At 47.5% G+C, this 24,485-nt stretch carries 24 protein-coding genes, 4 tRNA genes and 1 riboswitch; of the genes, 24 read left to right on the top strand and 4 right to left on the bottom strand.

Features of this window, described 5'->3' with window-relative positions; all coding sequences use genetic code 11:
* Positions 1-164: 164 nt before the first annotated feature.
* Positions 165-1,100: a DNA-methyltransferase gene (locus ACN083_RS05520; RefSeq protein ID WP_419101832.1), complete on the top strand. Its 936-nt coding sequence runs from the start codon at positions 165-167 to the stop codon at positions 1,098-1,100.
* A gap of 183 nt (positions 1,101-1,283) precedes the next feature.
* Positions 1,284-3,263, top strand: a complete 1,980-nt coding sequence (dxs, locus tag ACN083_RS05515; protein ID WP_419101831.1) for a 1-deoxy-D-xylulose-5-phosphate synthase — start codon at positions 1,284-1,286, stop codon at positions 3,261-3,263.
* A gap of 303 nt (positions 3,264-3,566) precedes the next feature.
* Here the strand turns inward: dxs and ACN083_RS05510 are convergent, their stop codons facing one another.
* The 3 genes from ACN083_RS05510 to msrB all read right to left on the bottom strand — a co-directional run bounded on the left by ACN083_RS05510 (position 3,567) and on the right by msrB (position 5,817).
* Entirely contained in the window at positions 3,567-3,992 is a 426-nt protein-coding gene (locus ACN083_RS05510) for a Rieske (2Fe-2S) protein (protein WP_419101830.1), read from the bottom strand.
* A 34-nt stretch (positions 3,993-4,026) separates the two neighbouring features.
* A complete protein-coding gene (locus ACN083_RS05505) occupies positions 4,027-5,292 on the bottom strand; it encodes an HRDC domain-containing protein (RefSeq protein WP_419101829.1) in 1,266 nt (421 codons plus the stop codon).
* Between the two features lie 63 nt (positions 5,293-5,355).
* A complete protein-coding gene (gene msrB, locus ACN083_RS05500) occupies positions 5,356-5,817 on the bottom strand; it encodes a peptide-methionine (R)-S-oxide reductase MsrB (protein WP_419101828.1) in 462 nt (153 codons plus the stop codon).
* A 177-nt stretch (positions 5,818-5,994) separates the two neighbouring features.
* On the opposite strand from msrB, the gene ACN083_RS05495 reads away from it, so the two are divergent.
* Positions 5,995-7,281, top strand: a complete 1,287-nt coding sequence (locus ACN083_RS05495; protein ID WP_419101827.1) for an alpha/beta hydrolase family protein — start codon at positions 5,995-5,997, stop codon at positions 7,279-7,281.
* A gap of 83 nt (positions 7,282-7,364) precedes the next feature.
* Here ACN083_RS05495 and ybaK read toward each other — a convergent pair whose 3' ends face one another.
* Positions 7,365-7,862, bottom strand: a complete 498-nt coding sequence (gene ybaK / locus ACN083_RS05490) for a Cys-tRNA(Pro) deacylase (RefSeq protein ID WP_419101826.1) — start codon at positions 7,860-7,862, stop codon at positions 7,365-7,367.
* Between the two features lie 205 nt (positions 7,863-8,067).
* Between ybaK and zapE the strand changes: the two genes are divergently transcribed.
* From zapE to ACN083_RS05385, 21 genes are all read left to right on the top strand, one after another.
* Entirely contained in the window at positions 8,068-9,108 is a 1,041-nt protein-coding gene (gene zapE, locus ACN083_RS05485) for a cell division protein ZapE (protein WP_419101825.1), read from the top strand.
* Between the two features lie 210 nt (positions 9,109-9,318).
* A tRNA-Gly gene (locus tag ACN083_RS05480) sits at positions 9,319-9,391 on the top strand.
* Between the two features lie 47 nt (positions 9,392-9,438).
* A tRNA-Cys gene (locus tag ACN083_RS05475) sits at positions 9,439-9,509 on the top strand.
* A 25-nt stretch (positions 9,510-9,534) separates the two neighbouring features.
* Positions 9,535-9,606: transfer RNA gene (locus tag ACN083_RS05470), tRNA-Val, on the top strand.
* Positions 9,607-9,727: 121 nt separating this feature from the next.
* A tRNA-Gly gene (locus ACN083_RS05465) sits at positions 9,728-9,803 on the top strand.
* 193 nt (positions 9,804-9,996) lie between these two features.
* Entirely contained in the window at positions 9,997-10,875 is an 879-nt protein-coding gene (locus ACN083_RS05460) for a cytochrome (RefSeq protein WP_419101824.1), read from the top strand.
* Positions 10,876-10,886: 11 nt separating this feature from the next.
* The gene (def, locus tag ACN083_RS05455) at positions 10,887-11,486 is read left to right on the top strand and encodes a peptide deformylase (RefSeq protein ID WP_419101823.1); all 600 of its coding nucleotides are present in this window, start codon (positions 10,887-10,889) and stop codon (positions 11,484-11,486) included.
* 9 nt (positions 11,487-11,495) lie between these two features.
* On the top strand, positions 11,496-12,422 hold the full coding sequence (gene fmt / locus ACN083_RS05450; RefSeq protein WP_419101822.1) for a methionyl-tRNA formyltransferase: 927 nt from the start codon (positions 11,496-11,498) through the stop codon (positions 12,420-12,422).
* A complete protein-coding gene (locus ACN083_RS05445; protein WP_419101821.1) occupies positions 12,419-14,056 on the top strand; it encodes an RsmB/NOP family class I SAM-dependent RNA methyltransferase in 1,638 nt (545 codons plus the stop codon). Before fmt ends, ACN083_RS05445 begins: the two co-directional genes overlap by 4 nt.
* 107 nt (positions 14,057-14,163) lie before the next feature.
* Positions 14,164-15,552, top strand: a complete 1,389-nt coding sequence (gene bioA, locus ACN083_RS05440) for an adenosylmethionine--8-amino-7-oxononanoate transaminase (RefSeq protein WP_419101820.1) — start codon at positions 14,164-14,166, stop codon at positions 15,550-15,552.
* Positions 15,553-15,557: 5 nt separating this feature from the next.
* Entirely contained in the window at positions 15,558-16,346 is a 789-nt protein-coding gene (gene bioD / locus ACN083_RS05435) for a dethiobiotin synthase (protein ID WP_419101819.1), read from the top strand.
* A gap of 55 nt (positions 16,347-16,401) precedes the next feature.
* Positions 16,402-17,058 (top strand): ribulose-phosphate 3-epimerase, encoded by a 657-nt coding sequence (gene rpe, locus ACN083_RS05430; RefSeq protein ID WP_419101818.1) that lies wholly within the window; start codon positions 16,402-16,404, stop codon positions 17,056-17,058.
* A 187-nt stretch (positions 17,059-17,245) separates the two neighbouring features.
* Positions 17,246-18,103, top strand: coding sequence for a tetratricopeptide repeat protein (locus tag ACN083_RS05425; RefSeq protein ID WP_419101817.1), 858 nt, complete (start codon positions 17,246-17,248; stop codon positions 18,101-18,103).
* A gap of 96 nt (positions 18,104-18,199) precedes the next feature.
* Positions 18,200-18,336: riboswitch (FMN riboswitch) on the top strand.
* Positions 18,337-18,478: 142 nt separating this feature from the next.
* Positions 18,479-19,180, top strand: coding sequence for a nicotinamide riboside transporter PnuC (gene pnuC, locus ACN083_RS05420; protein WP_419101816.1), 702 nt, complete (start codon positions 18,479-18,481; stop codon positions 19,178-19,180).
* A gap of 207 nt (positions 19,181-19,387) precedes the next feature.
* The gene (locus ACN083_RS05415) at positions 19,388-19,651 is read left to right on the top strand and encodes a phosphoribosyl-ATP diphosphatase (RefSeq protein ID WP_419101815.1); all 264 of its coding nucleotides are present in this window, start codon (positions 19,388-19,390) and stop codon (positions 19,649-19,651) included.
* Positions 19,652-19,672: 21 nt separating this feature from the next.
* Positions 19,673-20,518, top strand: a complete 846-nt coding sequence (gene hisG, locus ACN083_RS05410) for an ATP phosphoribosyltransferase (protein ID WP_419101814.1) — start codon at positions 19,673-19,675, stop codon at positions 20,516-20,518.
* Positions 20,519-20,616: 98 nt separating this feature from the next.
* Positions 20,617-21,378: an imidazole glycerol phosphate synthase subunit HisF gene (hisF, locus tag ACN083_RS05405; protein WP_419101813.1), complete on the top strand. Its 762-nt coding sequence runs from the start codon at positions 20,617-20,619 to the stop codon at positions 21,376-21,378.
* 25 nt (positions 21,379-21,403) lie between these two features.
* A complete protein-coding gene (gene hisI / locus ACN083_RS05400) occupies positions 21,404-21,796 on the top strand; it encodes a phosphoribosyl-AMP cyclohydrolase (protein ID WP_419101940.1) in 393 nt (130 codons plus the stop codon).
* Between the two features lie 97 nt (positions 21,797-21,893).
* Positions 21,894-23,471, top strand: coding sequence for an anthranilate synthase component I (locus ACN083_RS05395; RefSeq protein WP_419101812.1), 1,578 nt, complete (start codon positions 21,894-21,896; stop codon positions 23,469-23,471).
* 10 nt (positions 23,472-23,481) lie between these two features.
* The gene (locus ACN083_RS05390; protein WP_419101811.1) at positions 23,482-24,072 is read left to right on the top strand and encodes a Trp biosynthesis-associated membrane protein; all 591 of its coding nucleotides are present in this window, start codon (positions 23,482-23,484) and stop codon (positions 24,070-24,072) included.
* Between the two features lie 123 nt (positions 24,073-24,195).
* Positions 24,196-24,447, top strand: a complete 252-nt coding sequence (locus ACN083_RS05385) for an HGxxPAAW family protein (RefSeq protein ID WP_419101810.1) — start codon at positions 24,196-24,198, stop codon at positions 24,445-24,447.
* Positions 24,448-24,485: the final 38 nt, after the last annotated feature.

Genomic DNA, 24,485 nt, shown 5'->3' with positions numbered 1-24,485 from the left:
GCGTTTCTATAAGAGAAATCGCCAGCTCATGGTTTCTGTATCTCTCGGTATGAGATGGTACTAAGCTATGAGCTGGCGATTTTTATTCCAAATTATATATTTTTTTAGATGAGCATTTGAGAGGAAAGAAAACGTCCTGCTCAAAACCTGTTAAGATAGTTTTTATGCTAAAACAACCCATCTGGAGCGCGGACTCACCGAATTTGGTGATACACGGGGATAACCTTAAAGTCATTGAACATCTGCCAGATGAGTCGTTTCAGCTCATCTACATCGACCCTCCCTTTAATACTGGAAAAGTTCAGAAGCGTCAGAGTCTGAAGACTGTACGTTCTGATGACGGCAACAGGGTGGGATATCAGGGGCAGCGTTATCAAACCATTAAAGGTGATATTGCCAGTTACGATGACTCTTTTGCAGATTTTTGGTCTTTTCTTGAGCCTCGTCTGCAAGAAGCTTGGCGTCTACTTAAACCAGAGGGAACTCTTTACCTGCACCTTGATTATCGAGAAGTTCACTATGCAAAAGTTCTTTTAGACGGACTATTTGGCAGAGAATGTTTTTTGAACGAGATTATTTGGGCTTATGACTACGGTGCTCGGACTAAACGACGTTGGCCCACAAAACATGACAATATTTTGGTTTACGTCAAAGACCCTAAAAAATATTATTTTAATAATCAAGAAGTTGACCGTGAACCATATATGGCTCCGGGGCTAGTAACTCCCGAAAAAGTTGCTAAAGGTAAACTACCTACTGACGTGTGGTGGCATACGATTGTTTCCCCCTCCGGTAGAGAAAAAACAGGCTACCCAACCCAAAAACCTTTAGGTGTTCTGCGTAGAATCATTCAAGCCAGCAGCGCGGAGCACGACTGGGTTCTTGACTTCTTTGGGGGAAGCGGAACGACTGGTGCTGCCGCGAGGGAGCTAAACCGTCGTTTTATTCTCATCGACCAGAATAAACAAGCAATTGATGTGATGCAGAAACGTTTTGAAAACTCTCCACCTGCTGAACCGTCATCGCAAGAGGCTGTGCCTGCTCCTGTGCGTTTTACGGTATTTCGGCAACGACCAGTTCGTTTGGTCGATAGAACATAAAAGATTATGATGCTCTACGTCGAGCAGTAAATAACGAACTATTTGGTGGCTTTAGCGTTCATAAATCGTTGTAGCCTTACCACAGCGGGTATCCTTGTATAATTATTGTTTCTATTTCGGGCCTCGTCTAAGGCACTGTGAACTAGTGCAGATACGACCTATCGGTGTTTAAAGGAGAGCAAGATGGGACTACTAGAGAATATCTCTTCCCCTGAGGATCTGCGGAGCCTATCACGGGATCAGATGAATACACTAGCTCAAGAAATCCGTGAATTCTTAATTAAACACGTTGCCCAAACTGGTGGACACCTTGGACCTAATCTTGGTGTCGTCGAATTGACACTTGGTATTCATCGGGTCTTTAACTCTCCTGAAGACTCCATTATTTTTGATACTGGGCACCAGTCTTACGTTCATAAGCTTGTTACAGGGCGTCAAGACTTTCAGACTTTACGCCAAAAAGGCGGTTTAGCGGGATACCCCGACCGTTCCGAATCTATTCACGATATTGTTGAGTCTTCTCATGCCTCATCTTCTTTGAGCTGGGCAGACGGTATTTCTCGGGCTCACGCACTCCAAGGAAAATCAGAGCATTATACGGTAGCTCTTATCGGTGATGGTGCGTTAACCGGTGGCATGGCTTGGGAAGCAGTGAACAACATTGCGGCTGATAAAAATCGTCGTGTGGTAATTATCGTTAACGATAATGGTCGTTCTTATGCTCCGACTGTTGGCGGTTTCGCTAATCATATGGCAGAGCTACAACAAGAATTTCAAAAGCATTTAGACTCTGTTCGTCTTGACCGTCGTTATGATCGAACCCTCGATAAGATGCGTCGTGGGTTGCAATCTACAGGGCCTCTGGGACAGATGCTTTATCGCGGCTTACACGGAATGAAAGCTGGCCTAAAAGATATCGTTGTTCCTAACGGACTTTTTGAAGATTTAGGGATGAAGTATGTCGGCCCTATTGATGGACACGACCAAGAAGCTGTTGAACAAGCTCTCAAATCTGCTAAAAACTTTGCTGGTCCAGTCATCGTGCACGCAATTACTGAAAAAGGTCACGGCTATGCTCCCGCCCGTGCTCATGAAGACGACCAATTCCATGCTGTTGGCAAAATTGACCCAAACACCGGTATGCCGTTATCTTCTTCTGGAGGTCAGTCTTGGACGAGTGTTTTTGCCCAAGAGATTAAAGACATCGCAGATGAACGTGAGGATATTGTTGGCATTACAGGAGCTATGTTAATTCCTGTTGGTCTTAAACCGATGGCACAAGCACATCCTGAGCGTGTCATTGACGTTGGTATTGCCGAGCAACACGCTGTTGCAATGAGCGCTGGGCTAGCTTACGGCGGTTTACACCCTGTAATTGCTCTCTACGCGACCTTCTTAAACCGAGGCTTCGACCAGCTTCTGATGGACGTTGCTTTGCACAAAGCTGGGGTGACTATTGTATTAGATCGTTCTGGCATTACTGGACCTGACGGCCCAAGCCATCACGGCATGTGGGACTTAGCGTTATTGCAGTTTATTCCGGGTCTGTATTTGGCTGCTCCTCGAGATGAACTTACTTTACGAGAAGAACTTCGTGAAGCTGTCAATATTAATAATGCGCCAACCGTGATTCGGTATCCCAAGGGGAATGTTGGTGCACCCATTGCGGCAATTGAACGATGTGAAGACGGTGTAGACGTGCTGGCACGTAACGGCGACCGTGATGAGAGAACCGGCCAACGCGACGTACTGATTGTTTCAGTGGGTGCGTTAGCACCTTTGGCGTTAGAAGTATCTGAAGCGTTAGCTCAAGCACAGGTGACAAGTACGGTGATTGATCCTCGATGGGTCATGCCTGTCGCTGATTCTGTGGTGGATGCTGCTCGTGAACATCGTATTGTGGTGGTGCTTGAAGACGGCGTTCGTGCCGGTGGCGTAGGCGCAAGAATCCGTCAAGTGATGCGTTCGCACGGTGTAGATACTGCTCTCAATGAGGTCGGTTTGCCTGTTGAATTTATTGCACATGCTTCTCGTGGCGAAATTTTTGAAGACGTCGGTTTAACTGTTGAGAAAATTACTGCCGATACCTTAGCTCAGCTTGCAGGGCAGATGGTTCCTTATGCGCGAACTAAAGGTGAGAAGCCCAAGCACGCAAAGAAATAACAAGGACTGTACCTTAAAATTCTTGGGGTGTTGGGATACCAAAATTTGGTATCCCAACACCCCAAGAACGTTAAAATTATGAGAGATTACCCAAAGATGTTGACGATATCGCCAATGAACTTAAGGATAAGGGTAGCTACCTGAATAATTTGGTTAAAAATCTCCATGAGGATGACCTTTCTGCGTTGGCATAAGCCAAAAAAATATAAGGATGTATTAGTGAAGGACTTAGGGAAACCTTACTAATGCACCTGAATATATCATTAGAAAGCTTCTGAAAGCTAGAGGAAGATAGTACCTTAATTAGCCCACAAAAATTCTGCCGTCTTTTACTTCTGTTGGATATTCAGGAAGCTGAGTAGGTGCAGGCCCTCCGATGACAGTGCCGTCAGCGATTGAAAACTGCGATGCATGGCAAGGGCAGGCAAGAATCGTTGCTTGTACATTGAGCTGACACCCTTGATGTGTGCAGGCCGAGCTAAAAGCCTTGAAAGTCCCTTCTTTTGGTTGGGTAAGCATAACGGTAACGCCTTCCGCCGTAGCTTTATAGGCTCCACCAACCGGAACGTCAGAAACGGATGCCATATCAGTGGGTTTCTGAGGCCCTTCGGCCTCTTGAAGCTGTGTATTCTCTTGAGCACAAGCGGTCAACGCGACACCTGCGGTGCCAACGCTTAGACTACCGAGTATAGTACGGCGACTCATCCCTTCATGGGGTATACCTGACATGATTTCTTCCTAAAAATAGTCTGAATAATGGGGTTTATGGTGTGTGAAACTTTTCGAATAACGGTAGCAAAACTGGCATCGTAAGTTGAACCTGCCACGGGCGAGCATCGAGTGCAATGAGCTCATTCTCGAGAGATTCCGGTGAGGACATATCAGGCAAATTCCAACAAACTCTACGTAACGTATCAGGAGTCAAAATATTATTGTGCGGAATCTTTATATCCTCGGAAAGCTGATTAACAGCAATCTTCGCTTCTTGAATGAGTGCTAGAGACAGCGGGCGACGGCACTCCCATGATTTAAGCGGAGGCGGACCTTGCGAGGGAATGGTGAAAGGAACATAATCTTTTTCTTGGCGCACTCGAGCAATAGCCCGTATCCATCGCGGTGCTTCACGAGCTAAAGCTCGTGTTTGGAAGCCTGGAATTTTTAGTAGTTGAGGAACGGTTCGAGGCGTCTCTAAGGCTGCTTGAACCAATGAAGCATCGGGAAGAAGACGTTTAGCTGCAATGTCTTTACACTCTGCTAGATGCTCTCTCTCGTACCATAGGTTACGTAAAACTGTTAGCTGAGCTCGCGTAGAAAGCTCATGAATACCTTTTGTCTTACGCCACGGATCGCGTGGTTTCTGCGGATGATTAGTGCGAACAATATAGTCGAATTCTTCCAAAGCATATTGAAGTTTCCCCTGCTCCCTCAATACTTCTTCGAGAGCATCTCGTAAATCGACGAGAATTTCAACGTCTAAGGCCGCATAGATGAGCCATTCTTTGGGTAATGGGCGAGAGGACCAATCTACCGAGGAGTACTCTTTTTTGAGGGTATAGCCTAGAAGCTGTTCAACCATAGAAGCTAAACCGACTTTTTGGTATCCAGCTAGACGTGATGCTAGCTCTGTATCAAAAATACGTCGGGGGATTAGCTCTAGTTCTCTGAGGCAAGGGAGGTCTTGCGTGGCAGCGTGAAGTACCCATTCTTGCGGTGCAAGGAATTGATAGAGAGGTTCTAAATCTATGGAGGCTATGGGGTCAATAAGAACAGGCGCTGTTCCTGCACGTTTGAGCTGTATCAAGAATGCGCGTTGACCATATCGAATACCTGAAGCACGTTCAGTGTCGATAGCTACAGGACCTGTGAGCGCTTTAAGCCGCTCAAGTGCACGGGTGAGACCAAGCTGTGTGGTGATGACAGGAGGAACACCGCTCGCGGGGGCTTCTAATAAGATAGGCGTTGTTGATGAGGGGCATGAATCTTCTGCATAGCTATCAGCTGCGGTACGTATGCGAAACTCATCTAACAAAAAATCACTACCTTGTGTATGTACGCTCAGATGCGAGGTGCCGTATATAAATTCTTTTCTATTCTAATCTGTTGTTGTTGGTGTAAACGATAAACAAAGCGAGTTAATACAGTACCGTTGGTCTGTTGGAGTGTTGTATCCTTCACCTTCGAAGACGTGGCCAAGGTGTGAATCGCACGCTGAGCACCGTACTTCCACACGTACCATGCCGAGAGAATAGTCTTTGATATAGCGGATTCGATCTTCTGCTAAAGGGCTGAAAAATGATGGCCAACCACAGTGCGTCTCAAATTTTTCGGTGCTACGGAATAACTCTGTATTACATGCTTTACATGAGTAGATACCTTCGCCTGTGTGGTTCCAATACTCTCCGCTGAAAGGTTGTTCTGTTCCGCCTTGACGCAATATTCTGTACTCTTCGGAGCGTAGTACTGTTTTCCAGTCTTTGACGATTTTTCCGACTTCAGGGTGTTCAGCATTCATGATGTCCTCGCGTATTCGATATTGTGTGGTAGTACCGGTCATCTGAATTTTACTCGTTCTACCTGCTCAAATGTGGTGGCTTATGTTGGCCTTGTCGAACGAAAAAGAACAGGACACTGTGAGAAAGATAACCTAAAGTGGATTGATGTTCGGGTTTGTCACTTATGATTAACGTGGCAATTAGTTGAACCGACGAAACCAACTAAGAGCGGAGGAAAAATGACCGACTCTCAAAAACAAGAAGTAGCCATATCAGATAACTCGCTACTACTCATTAGCGGTGTTGCTCGAAAAGCAGCACGCACAGGTGCTCTCGCAGGAGCTGCTATTACTGCTACCGGCATGCTATCAGCTGCTGCACTTTCTACCTACTTTGCACGACAAGTGGTGGTACCACCTAGCCGACCTGAAGAAAACCTTAAAGTGTTTTCTGTTGGTTATCCTGTAGAACCACGACGAGAAGACGAACATCCTACTACTATCACTCTTAACGCGACACCGGCTACACGAGCACCCGGTGAATACGGCCTCTACTTCGACGGTGGTACACATTTTGCTCATCTTGGTGAAGTGCTTTCTTACCAACCGTATGAAGAAAAAGTGGTTCGTCGTGTCATCTCCGTTGAATCTGGTGATTTATCAAAAATTGTTCGAGGGCGACTTTCTGGAGTTATCGCACGAACACCGGAAACTGCGGGGTATCGTGCTGAAGAAATTACCCTGAACTTGCCAGTAGGTGAAGCTCCTGCTTGGTTGGTTCACCCTCAAGCAAGCTATCGCGATTATCCTCAAGAGTCGACTCCTAAACCTTCTACGACATGGGCCATTATGGTTCATGGTATGGGCGTAACTCGTGCAGAGACTTTACGCGCCCTTGAGGCAACTCAAAGCCTAGGGCTTACCTCTTTGCATATCTCATATCGTAATGACCGTGACGCTCCGCCTTCAGACGACGGCCGCTATGGTTTAGGGTTCACCGAATGGCAAGATGTTGATACTGCCATTGAATACGCTCTAGAACATGGTGCTCAAGACGTTGTCCTCTTCGGATGGTCTATGGGTGGTGCAATTAGTTTGCAGACTATGGATAGAGCACGTCATCGTCGTGCAATTAAGGCTCTTGTCTTAGACGGACCGGCTATTGATTGGCTTCAACTCATCGAGTACCAAACAAAATATAACCGTCTGCCATTGCGTATCGGAGAGCTAGGCATTTCGATGATTTCTAAACCTGCTCTAAATATCTTTACCGGACTTAAACGTCCAATTGAGCTATCGAAGATGTCTTGGACTCGCCGCCCCGGCGATATTCGAGTCCCAACTCTGATTTTGCATTCTTTGGACGATACATATGTTCCAGCATCTAGCTCTCAAGAGATTGCCATGAAATCTCCGTTAGTGGACTTTATCCCGTTCTTTGGAGCAACGCACACACGTGAGTGGAACGTCGATCCTCAGAAATGGACGAATACTGTTATTGATTGGCTAAAAATTCGTCTCGGATAGTTGTTTCTCTGCGTCGCTGTTATCGAAGGTGGGTGTTTGCTAGGAGAGTAAACACCCACCTTTTTGTTGCATTGCGGGGGATATTAGGAGAGAGCAATTTTGGCGTAGGTGCCGTTTGTAATAGCTAATAAGTCTTGTGGGCTTAGCTCAACGTCTAGACCGCGTTTACCGCCAGAGACAAGTACTGTTGCAAAATCTTCAGCGCTGCTATCGAGTAATGTGGGGTGCGCTATTTTTTGTCCGATAGGGGAGATTCCACCAACAACATATCCGCTACGACGTTCTGCAATTTTTGGGTCTGCCATAGTCGCATTTTTCCAGCCGAGAGCTGCTGCCGCCGCCTTAAGATTGAGTTTTCCGGCAACGGGTACGATACAGACGGCATAGTTGTTATCGTGGGCAATCATGAGGGTTTTAAAAACTTGTTGTTCGCTTCGACCTAAGGCTGTAGCAGCTTCTAAACCGAACGAGGTCTCACCCTCACGATGTTCATATTCTCGTGGCTCAAAAATAATTCCAGCTTGGCTAAGTGCTTGTAACGCTGCGGTAGCTGTTGCTACGTTTTTCTTTTTCTTTGCCATGATTTCCGTACTATGACTTTCTGTGTTGTGGTGCTTACTTGGTATCTACCCTAGAAATGAGAGAGTGCTTTATCAAGAGTGCTATGAAGTAACACGGGTCATAGTTGGGTTTTTAATGAGGTAAGGAATTACACTGGTTGAGAACTTAAAACAGCATGACAACGATGCTGCTGTTTCCAAGCCAAGTTTTCAAGGAAGATACCCTATGGCTTCATATACGCACCTGATAGAACGTCGCCCAAATGTTTCGGCACAAGAACTACTTGCAGGATTTCGCCCTTCAGAGCGTTTTGGTGAGGTGTCTTTTGACACGTACCGCCCAGATCCCAGTCAGCTAAGTCAGGCTCAGGCAGTAGAGACCTTACGTGCTTTTGGTGCTACGGTAGCACCTACTCAAAAGAGCGGAGGATTTTTCTCGCGGCTTTTTGGGTCTTCCTCCTCATCTTCACAGAAGAAAACTGGCATATATCTTGATGGTGGTTTTGGCGTCGGTAAGACCCACCTTTTAGCCTCTTTGTGGCACAGCGTTGAAGGCCCAAAGGCTTTTGGCACTTTTGTGGAGTATACGAACTTAGTAGGGGCTTTGGGGTTTCGTTCCACCGTGGATGCGCTGAGTTCTTATCGTCTGGTGTGTATTGACGAATTTGAGCTTGATGACCCGGGCGATACGGTGTTGATGTCTCGTTTGATGCGTGAACTATCTGATGCTGGTGTTCGTTTGGCGGCAACATCGAACACTTTGCCTGGAGCTTTGGGGCAAGGGCGTTTTGCTGCGGCAGATTTTAAGCGGGAGATTCAGGTTCTTGCTGAACAATTTGATGTGTTACGGGTAGATGGTGAGGATTATCGCCATCGCGGTTTACCTCAGGCGCCTGAGCCTGTTGTGTTGGGTGCTGAAGAATCTTGTGCTCAGCAACGTTTTAGCGGGAGCGATGTAGTTGCCTGTGACGATTTTTCTGCGGTTATTGAGCATCTATCGGTGGTTCATCCTTCGCGGTATCGTCAATTATTAGATGGTCTTAGCGGTATTGTGTGGAAGAATGTTCAGACGATTACGGAACAGTCAGTAGCTCTTCGTTTCGTTGTTCTTGCTGACCGTCTTTATGACAAGGATTTGCCGATTATCTCTTCGGGTGTTCCTTTTGACCAGGTGTTTACGGAGGAGATGATGAATGGCGGATATCAGAAGAAGTATTTTCGTGCGGTGTCACGTTTAACGGCGTTGGCTCGTGAAGGAAATGGCTAAGGTCGCTACCGCAACACACCCAAAATGTGATGTATTGCACGATATGAAATATGGGGGTGTTTATGGTGTAAAAACTCTAAATACCCCTGTTTTTCCTTGAAAACACGGGGAATGCGGCGTGTTGTGTGGCGATTTGGCAAGAGTGAAAAAAGTGTGTAAAGTATTTACCTGTCAAGCCGAATGCAAGATGTTTTGTTGAGGTGTTGATATGCGGTTGTAGCTCAGTTGGTAGAGCACCACCTTGCCAAGGTGGATGTCGCGAGTTCAAGTCTCGTCAACCGCTCGCATGATGCTTATAAAGAGCACACGCCCTAGCTTCTAGCAAGGCTCGGTGAGGTGGTCGAGTGGTTAGGCAGCGGCCTGCAAAGCCGTGTACGCGGGTTCAAATCCCGTCCTCACCTCGCAGACATTATTTATAATGTTTAAGCGCGATTAGCGCAGCGGTAGCGCGTTTCCCTGACACGGAAGAGGTCACTGGTTCGATCCCAGTATCGCGCACAAAATGACCCCAGTTCTTGTAAAGGAACTGGGGTTTTGTGCTACCTGTAAGAAATACTCAGAAGTTGCAAAAAACAGTTTGCACAATACGTTTTTTGTGTGTATAGTATTTACTCGTTGCGCGGTTGTAGCTCAGTTGGTAGAGCACCACCTTGCCAAGGTGGATGTCGCGAGTTCAAGTCTCGTCAACCGCTCCAAAGCAGATAAGACCTCCAGAAACATCTGGAGGTCTTATCTTTTATTCACCATCAAAAAATTTGACCGCTTCAACTCCAAAAGAGTAGAGTTTTGCAGGGTAATCTGAGTAGTTGAACCTACAGAAAATACCCCTCTCAAGTCTTGCAACTTGCACCATGAGCTATCAAATCACTTGAACACCTAAGGTATAACGTGACATCGCCGAAACTAGCATCTGACACCGACCACGGCAGAATGTATGCACGAACTGAAGGCGGAGCTCTCGAAGTTCCTTCCATTACCACTATCATCGGGCAACAAGCTACAGATTTGAGCGGATGGCACGGATACATGGCAGCAAAAGCAGCCCTAGAAGACCGCCGTTCCTATCGAGTATCACAATCCTCAGGACTAAAATTCGCCATCATACGCGACGCCGCACAAGCCTCAGAAAGATATAGAGACGAAGCCGCCGCCCGCGGAGACCGCGTCCACAACTACGCCGAAAATGTTGCATTAGCAAAAATGGGCAAAGAACACCGCACCGAAGAATGCCGTGAAATACTTGTTAGCAACGGAGAACAAGCCTACGCAGACCGTTTCGATGAATGGTGGGATATATACAACCCCCGCCCACTAGCAACTGAAGTAACTATTTGGAACCATAGCGTCGGATACGCCGGAACACTCGACCTCGTCGCTGAAATCGCCGGACACATATGTATCATCGACTACAAAACTAAAGGAACCGACCGCAAAGGACGAGTCAAAGCTCTCGACCCTAAAGTCGTCATGCAACTCGTAGCAGGACTGAAAGCTGAAGAATATATCAGTGATGAAACAGATAACCTCTGGAAGCCGTGGGAATACTCAAAAGCACCTATCCTCATGGGAGTTGCCCTGGGGCAAACACAAGTCGTTCCACAACAAGCGAATCCGGTAACCTTAGAAAAAAACTGGTATAGATTCTGCGCTCTCAAACGCGTCTGGGACTGCACCCGCGATCTGGCAGAAAACGGGGCAGAAGCTCTAATGCCCGTTGTGCCACCACCTGCTACACCAACCACTACACCTATAACACACCTAGGCTAGAAAGAAGACACATGCCGATTCTTAGCATCCGCACCGTCGGAGACCCCGTACTACGTACCGTTTGCGACCCCGTAACAGTTTTTGACAAAGACCTCAAAACTTTAATTCACTCGATGCTAGATACCATGTACGAAGTCAACGGAGTGGGGCTTGCCGCACCACAAATTGGCAACACCAAACGTCTCTTCACCTACGGAAATATTGATGGACAAGAAGGACACATCATCAATCCTGTTCTAGAAATCGGAGAAGAACCTCAAGAAGGGTCAGAAGGCTGCCTATCAGTACCCGGTCTTTCCTCACCAACACCACGCACCAACTGGGCGCGTGTAACAGGCGTGGATTACAATAACCGTCCAATCGTCTTAGAAGGCGAAGGACTGTTCGCCAGAATGTTGCAACACGAAACAGACCACCTCGACGGACATCTTTATATCGATCGGCTCGTTGGAGAAGAACGTAAAACCGTGATGCGTGCAATTCGTAGTTCTAACTTTGACCATGTTACTGAACGTACCCAACGAGAACGAGCTACACGAGTTTCCTCCGGATTCGGCACCAATACCCAACCTGGCAGTAGTGCCTTTGGCAGTTCTTTCCTGAAAAAATAAGGTATGAGTATGAAAGTTTTATTCGCTGGAACACCAGAGACTGCGGTAACAGCCTTAGAAGGGCTTTTGACATCACCGCACGAAATCGTTGGAGTGCTGACCAGAGAAGATGCTCCGCAAGGACGTAAACGTGTGCTAACGCCCTCACCTGTTGCCCGTCGAGCCGAAGAGCTAGGGCTTCCCATCATCAAGGCAAATCGTTGGAGTCTAGAGGTTCAAGAGCAAGTGCAAGCACTTAAACCTCAGGTTGCCGCAGTAGTAGCTTATGGAACAATACTTCCTCAATCTGCACTAGATACACTCGAACATGGGTGGGTTAACCTTCACTTCTCAAATCTTCCTTTGTGGCGCGGTGCTGCGCCTGTTCAACGTGCCTTGATGGCGGGAGAAGATGAAATTTTCTCGTGTACTTTCCTCCTTGAAGCGGGGTTAGATACGGGCCCAATTTTCATGCAAGAATCTGCCCGTGTTCAAGGAGATGACACCGCAGCAGATATTCTGCACCGTCTTGCTCTGAGCGGAGGCTCCCTCCTATCCCAAACTTTTGAGAAGATTGAACAAAATATTGCTCCGCAGCCTCAGCAAGGTCAGCCCACGCACGCAGCAAAATTAGATGTGAGTGATGGAAAAATTACGTGGTCGGATACCACCGCAGAGATTATTGCACGATGTCGAGGTGTTATCCCTGAGCCGGGAGCTTGGTGCATGCTAGAACAGAACCGTATTAAAATAGCTATGGTTCGACCTAGTCTCGAAAAAGCAGCAGGCGAATACGGGACGGTACGTGTCCTTGCTAAAAAAGTTGTTGTTAGCTGTTCTGATGGTTGTGTAGAACTGACTCAAGTGCAGCCGGCAGGAAAGAAAATGATGAACGCTGCCGATTGGGCGCGTGGACTTGGAAAAGCTCTCAACGAACAGAAAGTAGTGCTGTCATGAGCGCAGAAAAACCTCGCCAGAAAAAATACTCAATTCGTTCTTCTCGTCAAGGAGAAAACACTGAATTAAAACGTGGCGGGGGCGGTCAAACCCGCCGTAACGCGCAGGGACGTGAACGTAACCGACGTGCTCAGCACGAACGTGCTTTCTCCGCTAGCGCGCCAAGGGCTCGCCGTCGCACCTCAGACCCCGCACGAAAAACAGCGTTTGAGGTCATTAATTCCGTGGCGCTTTCAGATTCTTACGCTAACCTTGTGCTACCTCAAACTATTCGTAAACATCGCCTAGACCAACGTGACGCTGGCTTTGCCACAGAGCTCACCTACGGAACGTTGCGTTATCAGGGTCGTTATGACGCAATTTTAACTCATTGTGTAGACCGCCCTTTAGAAAAAACAGGCGCTCAGATTCTGACGTGTTTGCGTATGGGGGTGCACCAGCTATTAGCGATGCGTGTTCCGGCGCATGCGGCGTTGAACTCTACCGTGGCGTTAGCCCGTGCCGAAATTGGAAGCGGACCTGCACACTTCATTAATGCGGTACTCCGTCGAGTCTCCGAAAAAACTCCAGAACAATGGGAAGAACTTTTAGTTTCAGAAGCGAAGGATGAACTGCATCAATTATCGGTGAGTTATTCGCATCCGACGTGGATTGTGCGAGCTTTCCGTCAAGCGTTAGTCGCTCATGGGCGTGACGTTCACGAGATTACCAAACTTTTAGAAGCTGATAATCTCGCTCCCGTTGTGAATCTTGTTGCTTTACCACAGTTAGGTTCTTTAGACGAAGCCTTAGCAAAAGGTGCTCAAAAAGGTGAACTTGTTGAGGGCTCTGCTCTTTACTCTCAAGGCGATTTAGGGCGTTTAGAGAGTGTTCGACAAGGTACAGTGCGTGCTCAAGACGTTGGATCTCAGCTTGTTGCTCGTGCTTTAGCGCAGGCTCCATTATCTGGAAAAGATGAGGCGTGGTTAGACCTTTGTGCAGGGCCTGGCGGTAAAGCGGCTCTATTGGGTGCTTTGGTTCAAGAACGTGGTGGTGTCCTGATTGCTAATGAATCAGCACCACATCGAGCAACTCTTGTTGAGAAATCTCTTAAGCCTCTTGATTCTCAACGGTATCGAGTGCTTACTGGAGATGGACGCGCTATCGCTCAGACTCTTAAGGCTCAGCCACATGTGCCAGAGCAGCTGCGTTCAAGTATGCTTTTTGATCGTGTCATGGTTGATGTGCCCTGTTCAGGGCTTGGTGCTTTACGTCGTCGCCCAGAGGCACGATGGCGTAAAAGTCCCCGTGATATAGCGGAACTTTTGACATTGCAGAAACAGCTTTTTGACGCTGCCGTGCAACAGACACGCTCTGGTGGGCTGATTGCGTATGTGACGTGTTCTCCTCATATGGCAGAAACTCGTAATATTGTTCAGGATATTCTGCGTGCTCACGATGTGCAGCTTCTTGACTCGGCTCAGGCGTTAGCTGAGGTTGCGTTAACAGATGCTCAAGGGCAATCTTTGCTTTCGGGTGAACGTGTTGTTGGTTGTGCTGTAGAGGGGAGCGGCGCTACGGCAACAACCGCTCAGCTGTGGCCTCATGTGCATGGAACGGATGCGATGTTCTTTGCTCTCTTTCAGAAGAAATAGATTTTCTTTTCTCTGACTTGAGCTGGCAGGGTTCTCTCAGGGGTATTTTGGGTATCTTTTCGGTTGTCGTGCTTGTTTTGAGTGTGCTATCAAGGCAGAATTGAACAGTGTTCAATAATACTTCTGATACCGAGAACAGTGCCAATAATCTGAAGAATATTCTGGCTCATCGCGATCGTGGAATGCTTTGGCACCCTTACGCCCCGTTAGAGACTAAACCTCTCTACGGAGTGTTATCTGCCCAAGGTACTCAACTGCAACTACAAGACGAAGAGGGCTTTACTCATACCGCTCTTGATGCGATGAGTTCATGGTGGTGTCAAGTTCACGGCTACTCTCATCCAGCATTAAACCAGGCATTGAGAGAACAAATAGAAAAATTTTCTCATGTGATGTTTGGCGGTCTAACACACGAGCCTGCAATTAATCTTGCAGAACGTCTTGTTCGTCTTGCACCAGGGGAACTCAACCACGTTTTCTTAGCTGATTCTGGGTCTGTGTCGGTAGAAGTGGCGCTCAAACTTGCTGTGCAATATCAGCGTGCGTTAGGACGCCCCACCAAAAACCGTTTTCTTGCTCTAGAAGGCGGATATCATGGGGACACTATCGGTGCAATGAGCGTATGCGACCCTATCGGAGGTATGCACAGTGAGTTCAGAGGGTTTATCCCAGAACAGCTCTTTGCGCCACGACCTCCTAGCGCAACTTACGATAACGCGCAGCAACAATGGTCCGTCAACGAACAATCTCAGCATAATTGGCAGAAAACGACGGAAGCTATCATCGCCAAAGAACATGATTCTTTAGCGGCTATTGTGGTTGAACCTATTGTTCAAGGGGCAGGTGGCATGCACTTTTACCACCCCCATACGTTGAATACTTTGCGTGAGCTTGCCGACCGTTATGAGCTCCTTCTCATTTTTGATGAGATTGCAACAGGTTTTGGACGCACTGGAAAATTTTTCGCTACCGAATGGAGCGATATTGTTCCCGATGTTATGACCGTCGGTAAAGCACTCACCGGAGGGTATCTGACTCAAGCAGCAGTGCTCGTGAGCACTAACGTCGCTTCAACAATTAGTGATTCTGAACATCGTGCTCTTTTGCATGGGCCAACCTTTATGGGTAACCCGTTAGCAAGTGCCGCTTCTTGTGCTTCCTTAGATTTGTTGACGGGAGCTCTTGAAGGATACCCACTGTCGTGTTGGGAGCAGAGCCTTCCTCGCCTTGAACAAGCCCTTAACTGTTCTTTAGCGCCAGCACAATCTTTAACATCTGTGCGTGATGTGAGAGTCCTTGGCGGTATCGGCGTGATTGAACTTTACGAGGATGTTCGTATTTTTGAGCTTACACAGGCAGCTCTTCGGAGAGGCGTGTGGGTGCGACCTTTCCGTAATTTGGTTTACACGATGCCTCCTTATATTGCTACGGAAGAAGAGGTACAGCATATTGGTCGTGCCCTCGTTGAATCTGTTGCAGAGGTGCACGGAGAGTAAGAATAATGTTTGAGTTACTAGAACATGTGAATGATGAACGACACCGACCTTGGTATGAGTGTTCTGTCGTGCATATTGTGGGTACTGATACAGATGTTGGTAAGACTATCGCTACAGCAGCTTGCGCGGCTGCGCTCATTGCTCATGGTAAAACTGTAGCAGTCTATAAGCCTGCTCAAACGGGGGTTCAGCCCAATATGCCGGCAGATGCTCAACTAGCAGCGTATCTTAGTGGTGCTGATTCCTATGAGGGGGTGCGTCTACCTGATGCGATGGCTCCTGTGGCGGCAGCAGAAAAAAATGGTTGCGTTTTGCCTTCTCTCGATGAGTACGCAAAAACAATTCATCAACTGCGAGATAGCTATGATGTGGTGATTGTTGAGGGTTCTGGGGGAGTAAGTGTTGATATTGGCACTGCCGTGAATTCGAGAGGGTGGGGGCATCAAGCTGATTTAATGTCCTTGATAGCTGAAGATGTTCATGATTCTTGTGCCGTAATTGTGGCACGTATTGGGCTGGGAACTCTTAACCACACACTTTTGACCTATGAGTATCTTCGTGTTCGTTCGCTTAACGTGGCGGGGGTTTTGATTGGGGCTATGCCGTCATCTCCAACAGAGATACATCGAAGTAACCTTGATTTTTTGGTGCGTTTAGGGTGCCCCGTGCTCGGTGCTATTCCTGAAGGTGCTGGAAAATCTTTTGTGGTGGGAGAAGACACCGAGTTTGTGCATTGCTTCGATGAGCTGCAGGAGTTTCGGAAAAATGCTTCTCGCTGGTGTGGGATAGAGTAGTGTTGAAGGCGTTTTTCAGAGAACGCTCAGAGCTTTTGGAACGGAAGAAAGAACCATGGACTGTCATATTCACCCCTCTATTTTGAGTGCAGATTTTGCGAACTTTGAACGTGACTTACAGCGTATTAGCTCAGCAGACGCTGTTCACGTTGATGTGATGGATAATCATTTTGTTCCGAACCTTAGCTGGGGTCCTGCTGTCGTTAAACGTCTTCGTGAGGTTTCACCGTTGCCGTTTGATGTACACCTCATGATTGAAGATGCTGACCGGTGGGCGCCAGAATACGCGCAGATGGGTTGTGAATCTGTTACCTTTCATGCTGAAGCCGCTCAAGCGCCTATTCGCTTAGCTCGTTCTTTGCGCGCAGAAGGGGCACAAACTGGTATGGCGTTACGTCCGGCTACCGCAGTTGAGCCGTATCTGGATATGTTGAGCGAGCTAGATATGTTGCTGATAATGACGGTTGAACCTGGTTTTGGTGGGCAGGCGTTCTTAGAGGTCACGCTTCCTAAGATTCGTCGAGCGGCAGAAGCAATTGCCGGTTCTGGTGCTCAGCTGCGTTTACAAGTTGATGGTGGTATTACCGAAGAAACGATTGTGCGCGCGGCAGAAGCTGGCGCTGATACTTTTGTTGCTGGTTCTTCTGTCTTCGGGGCAGAAGACCTGTCCGCTGCTATTAGTGCTCTACGAGAGAAAGCTCGTACCGTATAGCCCTTGGGACGCGTCGATAGGGCATGTTATGACTTGAACAACTCTTGAGCGATTGTTGTCCTCAAAAGATATTGGACTCTTTCACGTCTTGAAAACAGGTTACCCTAACCATAAAATATGGTTATCCTTATTTCTTGAGGGTGCTAGGAACCAGCTCAGAGATGACAACAGAGGCAGGAGTTCTCCAGTGGGAAAACGCGGCGCACGACGAGCAGCACATACCCCTTTAGGTTACGCCTGGGAAAAATACCATAACGGACAAAGATTCTTCCGCATACAAGATTATCCAAAAGCAATTCTCTGCTTTGAAAACGCTCTCAACGATTTTGTCCAACTAACAGATCAAGAAGGCGAAGCCACCTGTTGCTCAGCCCTAGCTGCAGCCTACGGCAATAACAACATGTACGAATTCGCTTTACCTTTTGCTCAACGAGCTATTAGCCTCTTTGACCTACTAGGGCGGCAAGAAAAAGTTGCCTCTCAACGTCAGAGTCTTGCACTCATCTATTTAGGTTGCGAACAAACAGAACAAGCTGAACAATGCTACCGTCAAGTTATCGACGACTTTGAAAATATCAAATATTTTGAAGAAGCAGGACGTAACGCGCACACCTTAGCTAATATGCTGGCACATCGACAAGAACTCGACCAAGCGCGACGTCATTTTCATCGAGCAATTGGGTTGTATTATCAAGTGCCACGAGAAGCTGTGGAACATACACAAGCTATAGCGTTGATGCAGCTTGCTTTCCTTGAAAAACTGAGCGGAGACTACGACGCTTCAAAACTGCTCTACACAGAAGCTCTCGAAATCTTTGAACGATACCAGTCGTATTGGGAGGTCGGAACCTGCTACGAAGGGCTAGCTATCGCAGAATATAGTACTGGTGCTCCTCACGTGGCTGTTGTTCACGCAAAAACAGCGCTCGACGTTTTTCAACAGCACGGGTTTAGAGAAGACGCGCTACGTGCTCGTATCAACTATCAAGCCGTGCAAATAGCCATCGAAGATTTATGCAGACAACATCAAAATGACGATACATAAATTAATATGACGCCAGATGATAAATATCTAACATCGTGTGAGTTGCGGATGTTTTTCCTAGCGAAACTGTGCAATAATCGAAGGCGCAATAACAACATCGTGCTCCGGGACCCGGTGAAAATCCGAACCGGCGGTGATAGTCCGCTAACTTACCTCAAAGATCATTTTTGAGATAAGCCTGATTGGTGAAATTCCAATACCGACAGTACAGTCTGGATGGAAGGTAGCACGAGCAAAACGGCGTAGAGACACTCCTATATCCAAAGTGCCTCTACAAGAACTCTATGTAAATACGCCCTCATCACATCAATGGCGTATTCGATACGAGGTAAACCCCGCTTTGTTCTTCCCGGAGCCTCCGCGAAAGGGAAAAACATGGATTTTCTGCGGTGGCTCTTCGACGCACAACTTCACATTGGCGATCAAACGCTTCTAGTGCGCGAAGTCCTCGGTAACATTTTTGGTCTAGCCTCAGCCTTGGGCGGTATGCGCCGTAAAGTCTGGGCATGGCCGGTTGGAATAGCGGGTAATCTCTTACTCTTTACCGTATTCCTTGGAACATTCTTCGGCTCCATCAACACCATCAACATGCTAGGACAAGCCGGACGACAAGTCATGTTCATCATCGTCTCTATCTGGGGATGGTACCGGTGGAAAACATCAAAAGACAACGGCTCTTCTGCTGTCATCCCCACCTGGGCGACAGCAAAAGAACGTACTCTGCTTATCATTGGTATGCTTGCAGGGACAGCAGCCCTTACCCCTATCTTTAGGGCACTAGGCTCATACGAACCCGTGTGGTCTGATGCATGGATCTTCACAGGTTCCCTCCTTGCCACCTATGGTATGGCCAAAGGATGGGTTGAATTCTGGCTCATCTGGGTAGCCGTAGACATCGTCGGTGTCCCACTTCTTTGGTCTGCCGGATACTACGCAACAGCGCTCATGTATGTCTTTTACGGTGGATTCACTCTCATGGGATTCTTCGTTTGGTGGCGCGCTCGCAACCGTGAAGCAGCTCAAATCGCGTTGGAAACACAATTTCCTGACCCAACTGTCGATAGAATCCGCACCTAAAGTCAAGAACTTGCTCGTTCTATACTTTTAGAGGTTGAGGGTGGTCGCTTCCACAGCGTTGGAAGCTACCACCCTCAACTCTTATGACAAAGTAACCACATCAGAAAACTGCCTAGTTCTGATGTGAATAAAATAGTAATGGTCATCATACTGTTCTATAGTCGCGGGTGCGCCTCTTCTGAGACAAACTGTCTTAGAGTGGGAAAGGTGAAAAACTTTGAATCTCTCTTTGCTGAACTCACCGAAAAAGCTCGTATGCGCCCAGAAGGCTCTAAAACCGTTGAAGAGTTAGACCGTGGTGTGCATGGTATTGGCAAAAAAATTGTTGAAGAAGCTGCTGAAGTGTGGATGGCTGCCGAGTACCAAAGCGATGCAGAATTTGCAGAAGAAGCATCTCAGCTGATTTATCACCTTCAGGTGATGATGATTGCCAAAGGCCTCACCCTCGAAGATGTCTATAAATACCTCTAAAACCATTCATAAGGATGTTCCATGTTACGTGTAGCTGTACCCAATAAAGGATCTTTATCTGAAGCGGCGAGCCGTATGCTCAAAGAAGCCGGCTACCTGCAACGTCGTGACAGCAGAGAACTCGTCATCGTTGACCAAGAACATCACATTGAATTTTTCTACCTACGACCTCGCGATATTGCAGTGTACGTCGGTAAAGGAACCCTCGACGTCGGTATTACCGGACGTGACCTACTACAAGATTCTCAAGCATCAGCGATTGAGAGTCTTGCCCTCGACTTTGCAAAATCAACATTCCGTTTTGCTGGGCCACAAGGACAATTCCAGAATATTCAAGAACTTGCTGGTAAGCGTATCGCAACGTCTTACGCTCAGCTTGTTCGTCAATATCTACACGAACAAGGTATTGAAGCTAACATAATCCGTTTGGATGGAGCCATCGAATCTTCAATTCGGTTAGGTGTAGCTGACGCTATCGCAGATGTTGTTGAAACAGGAAACACTATGAGGGCCGCTGGTCTTGAACCTTTTGGTGAACCGCTGATGCACAGCGAAGCTTTACTGATTCGCCGTCAAGAAGTTGAAGATACACACGGACTTGAACGGCTCATTAGCCGTCTTCGTGGAGTTCTCATTGCACGCCAATATGCTCTTGTCGACTATGACATCCCTGAAGCATTATTACCGCAAGCATCCGCTCTCACACCAGGTTTAGAAGCCCCGACTATCTCGCCTCTTGAACGAGAAGGGTGGGTTGCTGTGCGATCTATGGTTTTGCGTCAAGAAACCAATAACATCATGGACCAGCTATACGATATTGGTGCGCGCGCTATTCTCGTCTCTCCGGTACAGGCGGCACGTCTCTAACCCACCCTACACAATGTTGAGGACGCTCTTCTTCGTAAGCTGAAAGCTTCAACCCTTCATAGTAGGTAACAGAACAAGGTAAAGGAACAAATAATTCTATGGGCGTTGCTATTCGCGTGATTCCATGTCTTGACGTCGATCAAGGACGAGTGGTTAAAGGGGTTAACTTTGAGGGGCTACGCGATGCTGGCGACCCCGTCGAATTAGGCGCCCAATATAATGAAGCAGGTGCCGATGAACTCACATTCTTAGATGTTACGGCCTCAACTGCCGATAGAGAAACAACATTTGACGTTGTACAAAAAACAGCAGAAACTGTTTTTATTCCGCTGACCGTTGGCGGGGGAGTCCGAAGCGTAGACGACGTCGATAAGCTCCTGCGGACCGGTGCAGATAAAGTGTCTATCAATACTGCAGCCATCAACAACCCTCACCTTATCAACGACATTTCTGAACGTTTCGGCTCTCAGGTGCTTGTCTTATCAGTAGATGCTAAACAATCTGAAAACACTCCTTCTGGATACGAAATTACCACTCACGGTGGTAAAACAAGTACCGGAATTGACGCCTTAGAATGGGTTGCCGAAGCTGAAAAACGTGGTGTTGGAGAAATCTTATTGAACTCTATTGACGCTGACGGAACGAAAACAGGCTTTGACATTCCTATGATTCAAGCTGTTCGATCTGTGACAAAACTTCCGCTCATTGCTTCTGGTGGGGCTGGTGCACCGGAGCATTTCCCACCGGCAATTGAAGCTGGTGCAAATGCTGTTCTTGCGGCGTCCATCTTCCATTTTGGTGAGGTGAGCATCGCTGAAGTTAAAGATGCGATTCGAGATGCTGGATATGATGTTCGCTAAAAAATGAGGTTAGGAAAACTGAATGATGGACAGCTCATACTCATCTGAAAAAAATGTACCTGAAGAATATATAGCGGACCTAAGCTATAACGATCAAGGTCTCATTGCCGCAATTATCCAACAATATGACACCGGCGAAGTACTGATGTTGGGGTGGATGAACCAAGAAGCTTTACGACGGACCCTGAACGAAGGACGGGTGACGTTCTGGTCTCGCTCTCGCCAACAATACTGGCGCAAAGGTGACACCTCAGGACACTACCAATATGTTAAGTCAGTATCAGTAGACTGCGATAAAGATGCTCTCCTTCTACAAGTTGACCAGATAGAAGCAGCCTGCCATACAGGACAACGGACGTGTTTTTTAACAGGGGGAGAACTTCCTGCAACCGTCCTGCCAACACCGGCCACACAATAATAAGCTATGTTGAAGGGTTCTGCTAAGACCTTCAAAAGACTTACAATAGCGATACAGCATCTTCCAGCTAAAACCAACGCAGAGGACTTCACCGCATATGCAAGATATGGGCATTATTTCCCCCAGCTTTGAACAATTTCAAACGTTAGCGAAGACTCGTCGTGTTATCCCTGTCTACACTAAGATTCTGGCAGATTCACTAACACCTATCGGCCTTTACCGTGCTTTGGTGCTACGTGAAGGAAAAGCACAACCTGGAACATTCTTACTTGAATCAGCAGCAGAAAATGCTCAATGGTCACGCTACTCATTTATCGGTGCTCATTCGCGCGCAACCCTAACCACATCTGAAGGAAAAGTATTTTGGCAAGGTGAAACACCAGCAGGAGCACCAACTGACGGAGACCCTGTCGAAGCCATCCAAAAAACCCTCAAAACATTACATACCGAACGTTTTGACCATCTTCCCCCACTCACCAGCGGACTGGTCGGCTATCTTGGGTGGGACGTCGTACGGCACTGGGAAAACCTCCCACACCGACCACAAGACGACATTCAACTACCTGAATTCGCCCTTAACCTTGTCTCAGACATGGCAATACACGATAACACTGACGGTACCGTAACCCTGATTGCCAACGCCATTAACTTCAACGGTACCGACGATAACGTTGAACAAGCCTACGAAGACGCTGTCGAACGCGTCCACCGTATGCTTGATAAACTTTCACAACCTTTAGAACGTTCAACCGTATCTGAACTATATGGCACCAATAACGTTGAACATACGCTCGCCCGAACTCAATGCTCTATGACAACAGAAGAATTCCTCAACGTCGTAGAACAATCCCGCCAAAACATTATCGATGGCGACGTATTCCAACTCGTTCTTTCACGTCGATTCACCGTAGAGAACCATGCAGAACCACTAGACGTCTACCGGATGCTACGCCAATCTAACCCCTCGGCATACATGTACCTATTCAACTTTGAAGACACCGAAGGGCAACCTTTCCATATTGTTGGTTCATCACCAGAAGCGCTAGTAACCCTCAAAGACGGTGTTATATCGACACACCCCATCGCTGGTTCACGTCCACGTGGCGCAAACCGCGAAGAAGACTTCAAACTCAGCGAAGAACTCCTTGCAGACCATAAAGAACGCTCAGAACACCTCATGCTCGTTGACTTAGCACGCAACGACCTCTCCCGTGTAGCAGTACCCGGATCAGTAGCTGTAGAACAGTTCATGGAGATTGAACGTTTCAGCCACATTATGCATATCTCCTCTACCGTCACTGCACAAAAAGGAGAAGACTACGACGCCTATGATGTTCTTCGCGCAACGTTCCCCGCAGGTACACTTTCAGGCGCTCCCAAACCACGTGCTATGCAACTGATTGACCAATACGAGCCTCAAAGCCGTGGAGTGTATGGGGGAGTGTGCGGATATTTTGATTTTGCTGGCAACATGGACATGGCCATTGCTATTCGCACCGCTTTACTCAAAGGCACACGCGCCTATATACAAGCAGGAGCAGGACTCGTTCTAGACTCTGACCCATCATCTGAAGAACAAGAAACCTGTCATAAAGCAGCAGCACCTTTGCGCGCCGTTGCGTTAGCAGCTGGAATGAAAAGACTCTCTACACGAGCTCAACAGCTAGATAACTGAGAGATCACCTATGCTGACTTCTTTATACACTCGTTTAAACCTCGCTAAAACAACATTTCTAACGCTCATATGTGCAGGTATCACCTTCGGCGCAACCTTACCTAGCTGGATTGACATTCGCATCAACACCGCACTGATTGCTTCAATAGTGCAGGTTGCCGGTTCAGAGGCAGCCCCCGCCGTAAGTTCCCTCTCCCTCGTAGCTTTAGCCGGCATGCTCGTCATTCGTTTAGCCTCTACACGAATTGCGCGTATCGTCGCCATCTTACTGTCCCTGACTGGTATTGGAATGTGCGCATCCATCATTTCAGTACTCCTGGACCCTACTTCTGCTTCGACAACACCAGTAGGAAAAGCTACCGGACTATCGCAGGTCGCAGCAGATTACACCATCACCTTCTGGCCCTGGGTGTCTTGTCTTGGCGCAATCCTCATTACCCTTCTTGGACTATACCTGTTCCTAGCACTGGCACATTGGCCGAAGAAAAGAAAATACGATAGAACAACCCAACCCGTCACTGACGAAATAGACGACATTGATACTTGGGATTCTCTCAGTGCTGGGATTGACCCCACGGCAAAAAAGCTAAGAGAAAGCTAAGAGTAGAGGGTAAAACCACGCAACATAGCGCATAAATCTAAGCTGTTATTGACACTATCGACTAGAATCATCAATAGGTTTATTTCCTCCGCAAAGAGGAACACACACGTACAAGGAGAAACAATGGCTAAAGAGCAGATCGTGCTTTCACCAGAGATCCCATACCCCAACCACGGAAATACCGTTGCTTCATGGGGAATGTTCTCTGTGATGATTCTCGGTGCACTCATCTCTGCACTAGGCTTTGACTTTGGACATCCATTCTTTTTCTGGCTTGGTCTTGGAGTAATCGTCCTCGGCGCATTCGTCGGTTGGGCTCTCAAAGCTGCAGGCTACGGCCAAGGTGGGGCAAAGACTAAATACACCGGACACTAAAAGTTCCGTATATGACCTCTTATATAAGCGTCTCGCCC

It is taken from the genome of Rothia sp. CCM 9418 (assembly GCF_048512825.1).
In the GTDB taxonomy this organism is placed as follows: domain Bacteria; phylum Actinomycetota; class Actinomycetes; order Actinomycetales; family Micrococcaceae; genus Rothia.
Note: the sequence above shows the minus strand (reverse complement) of the source record. Positions and strands in the feature narration are given on the sequence as shown.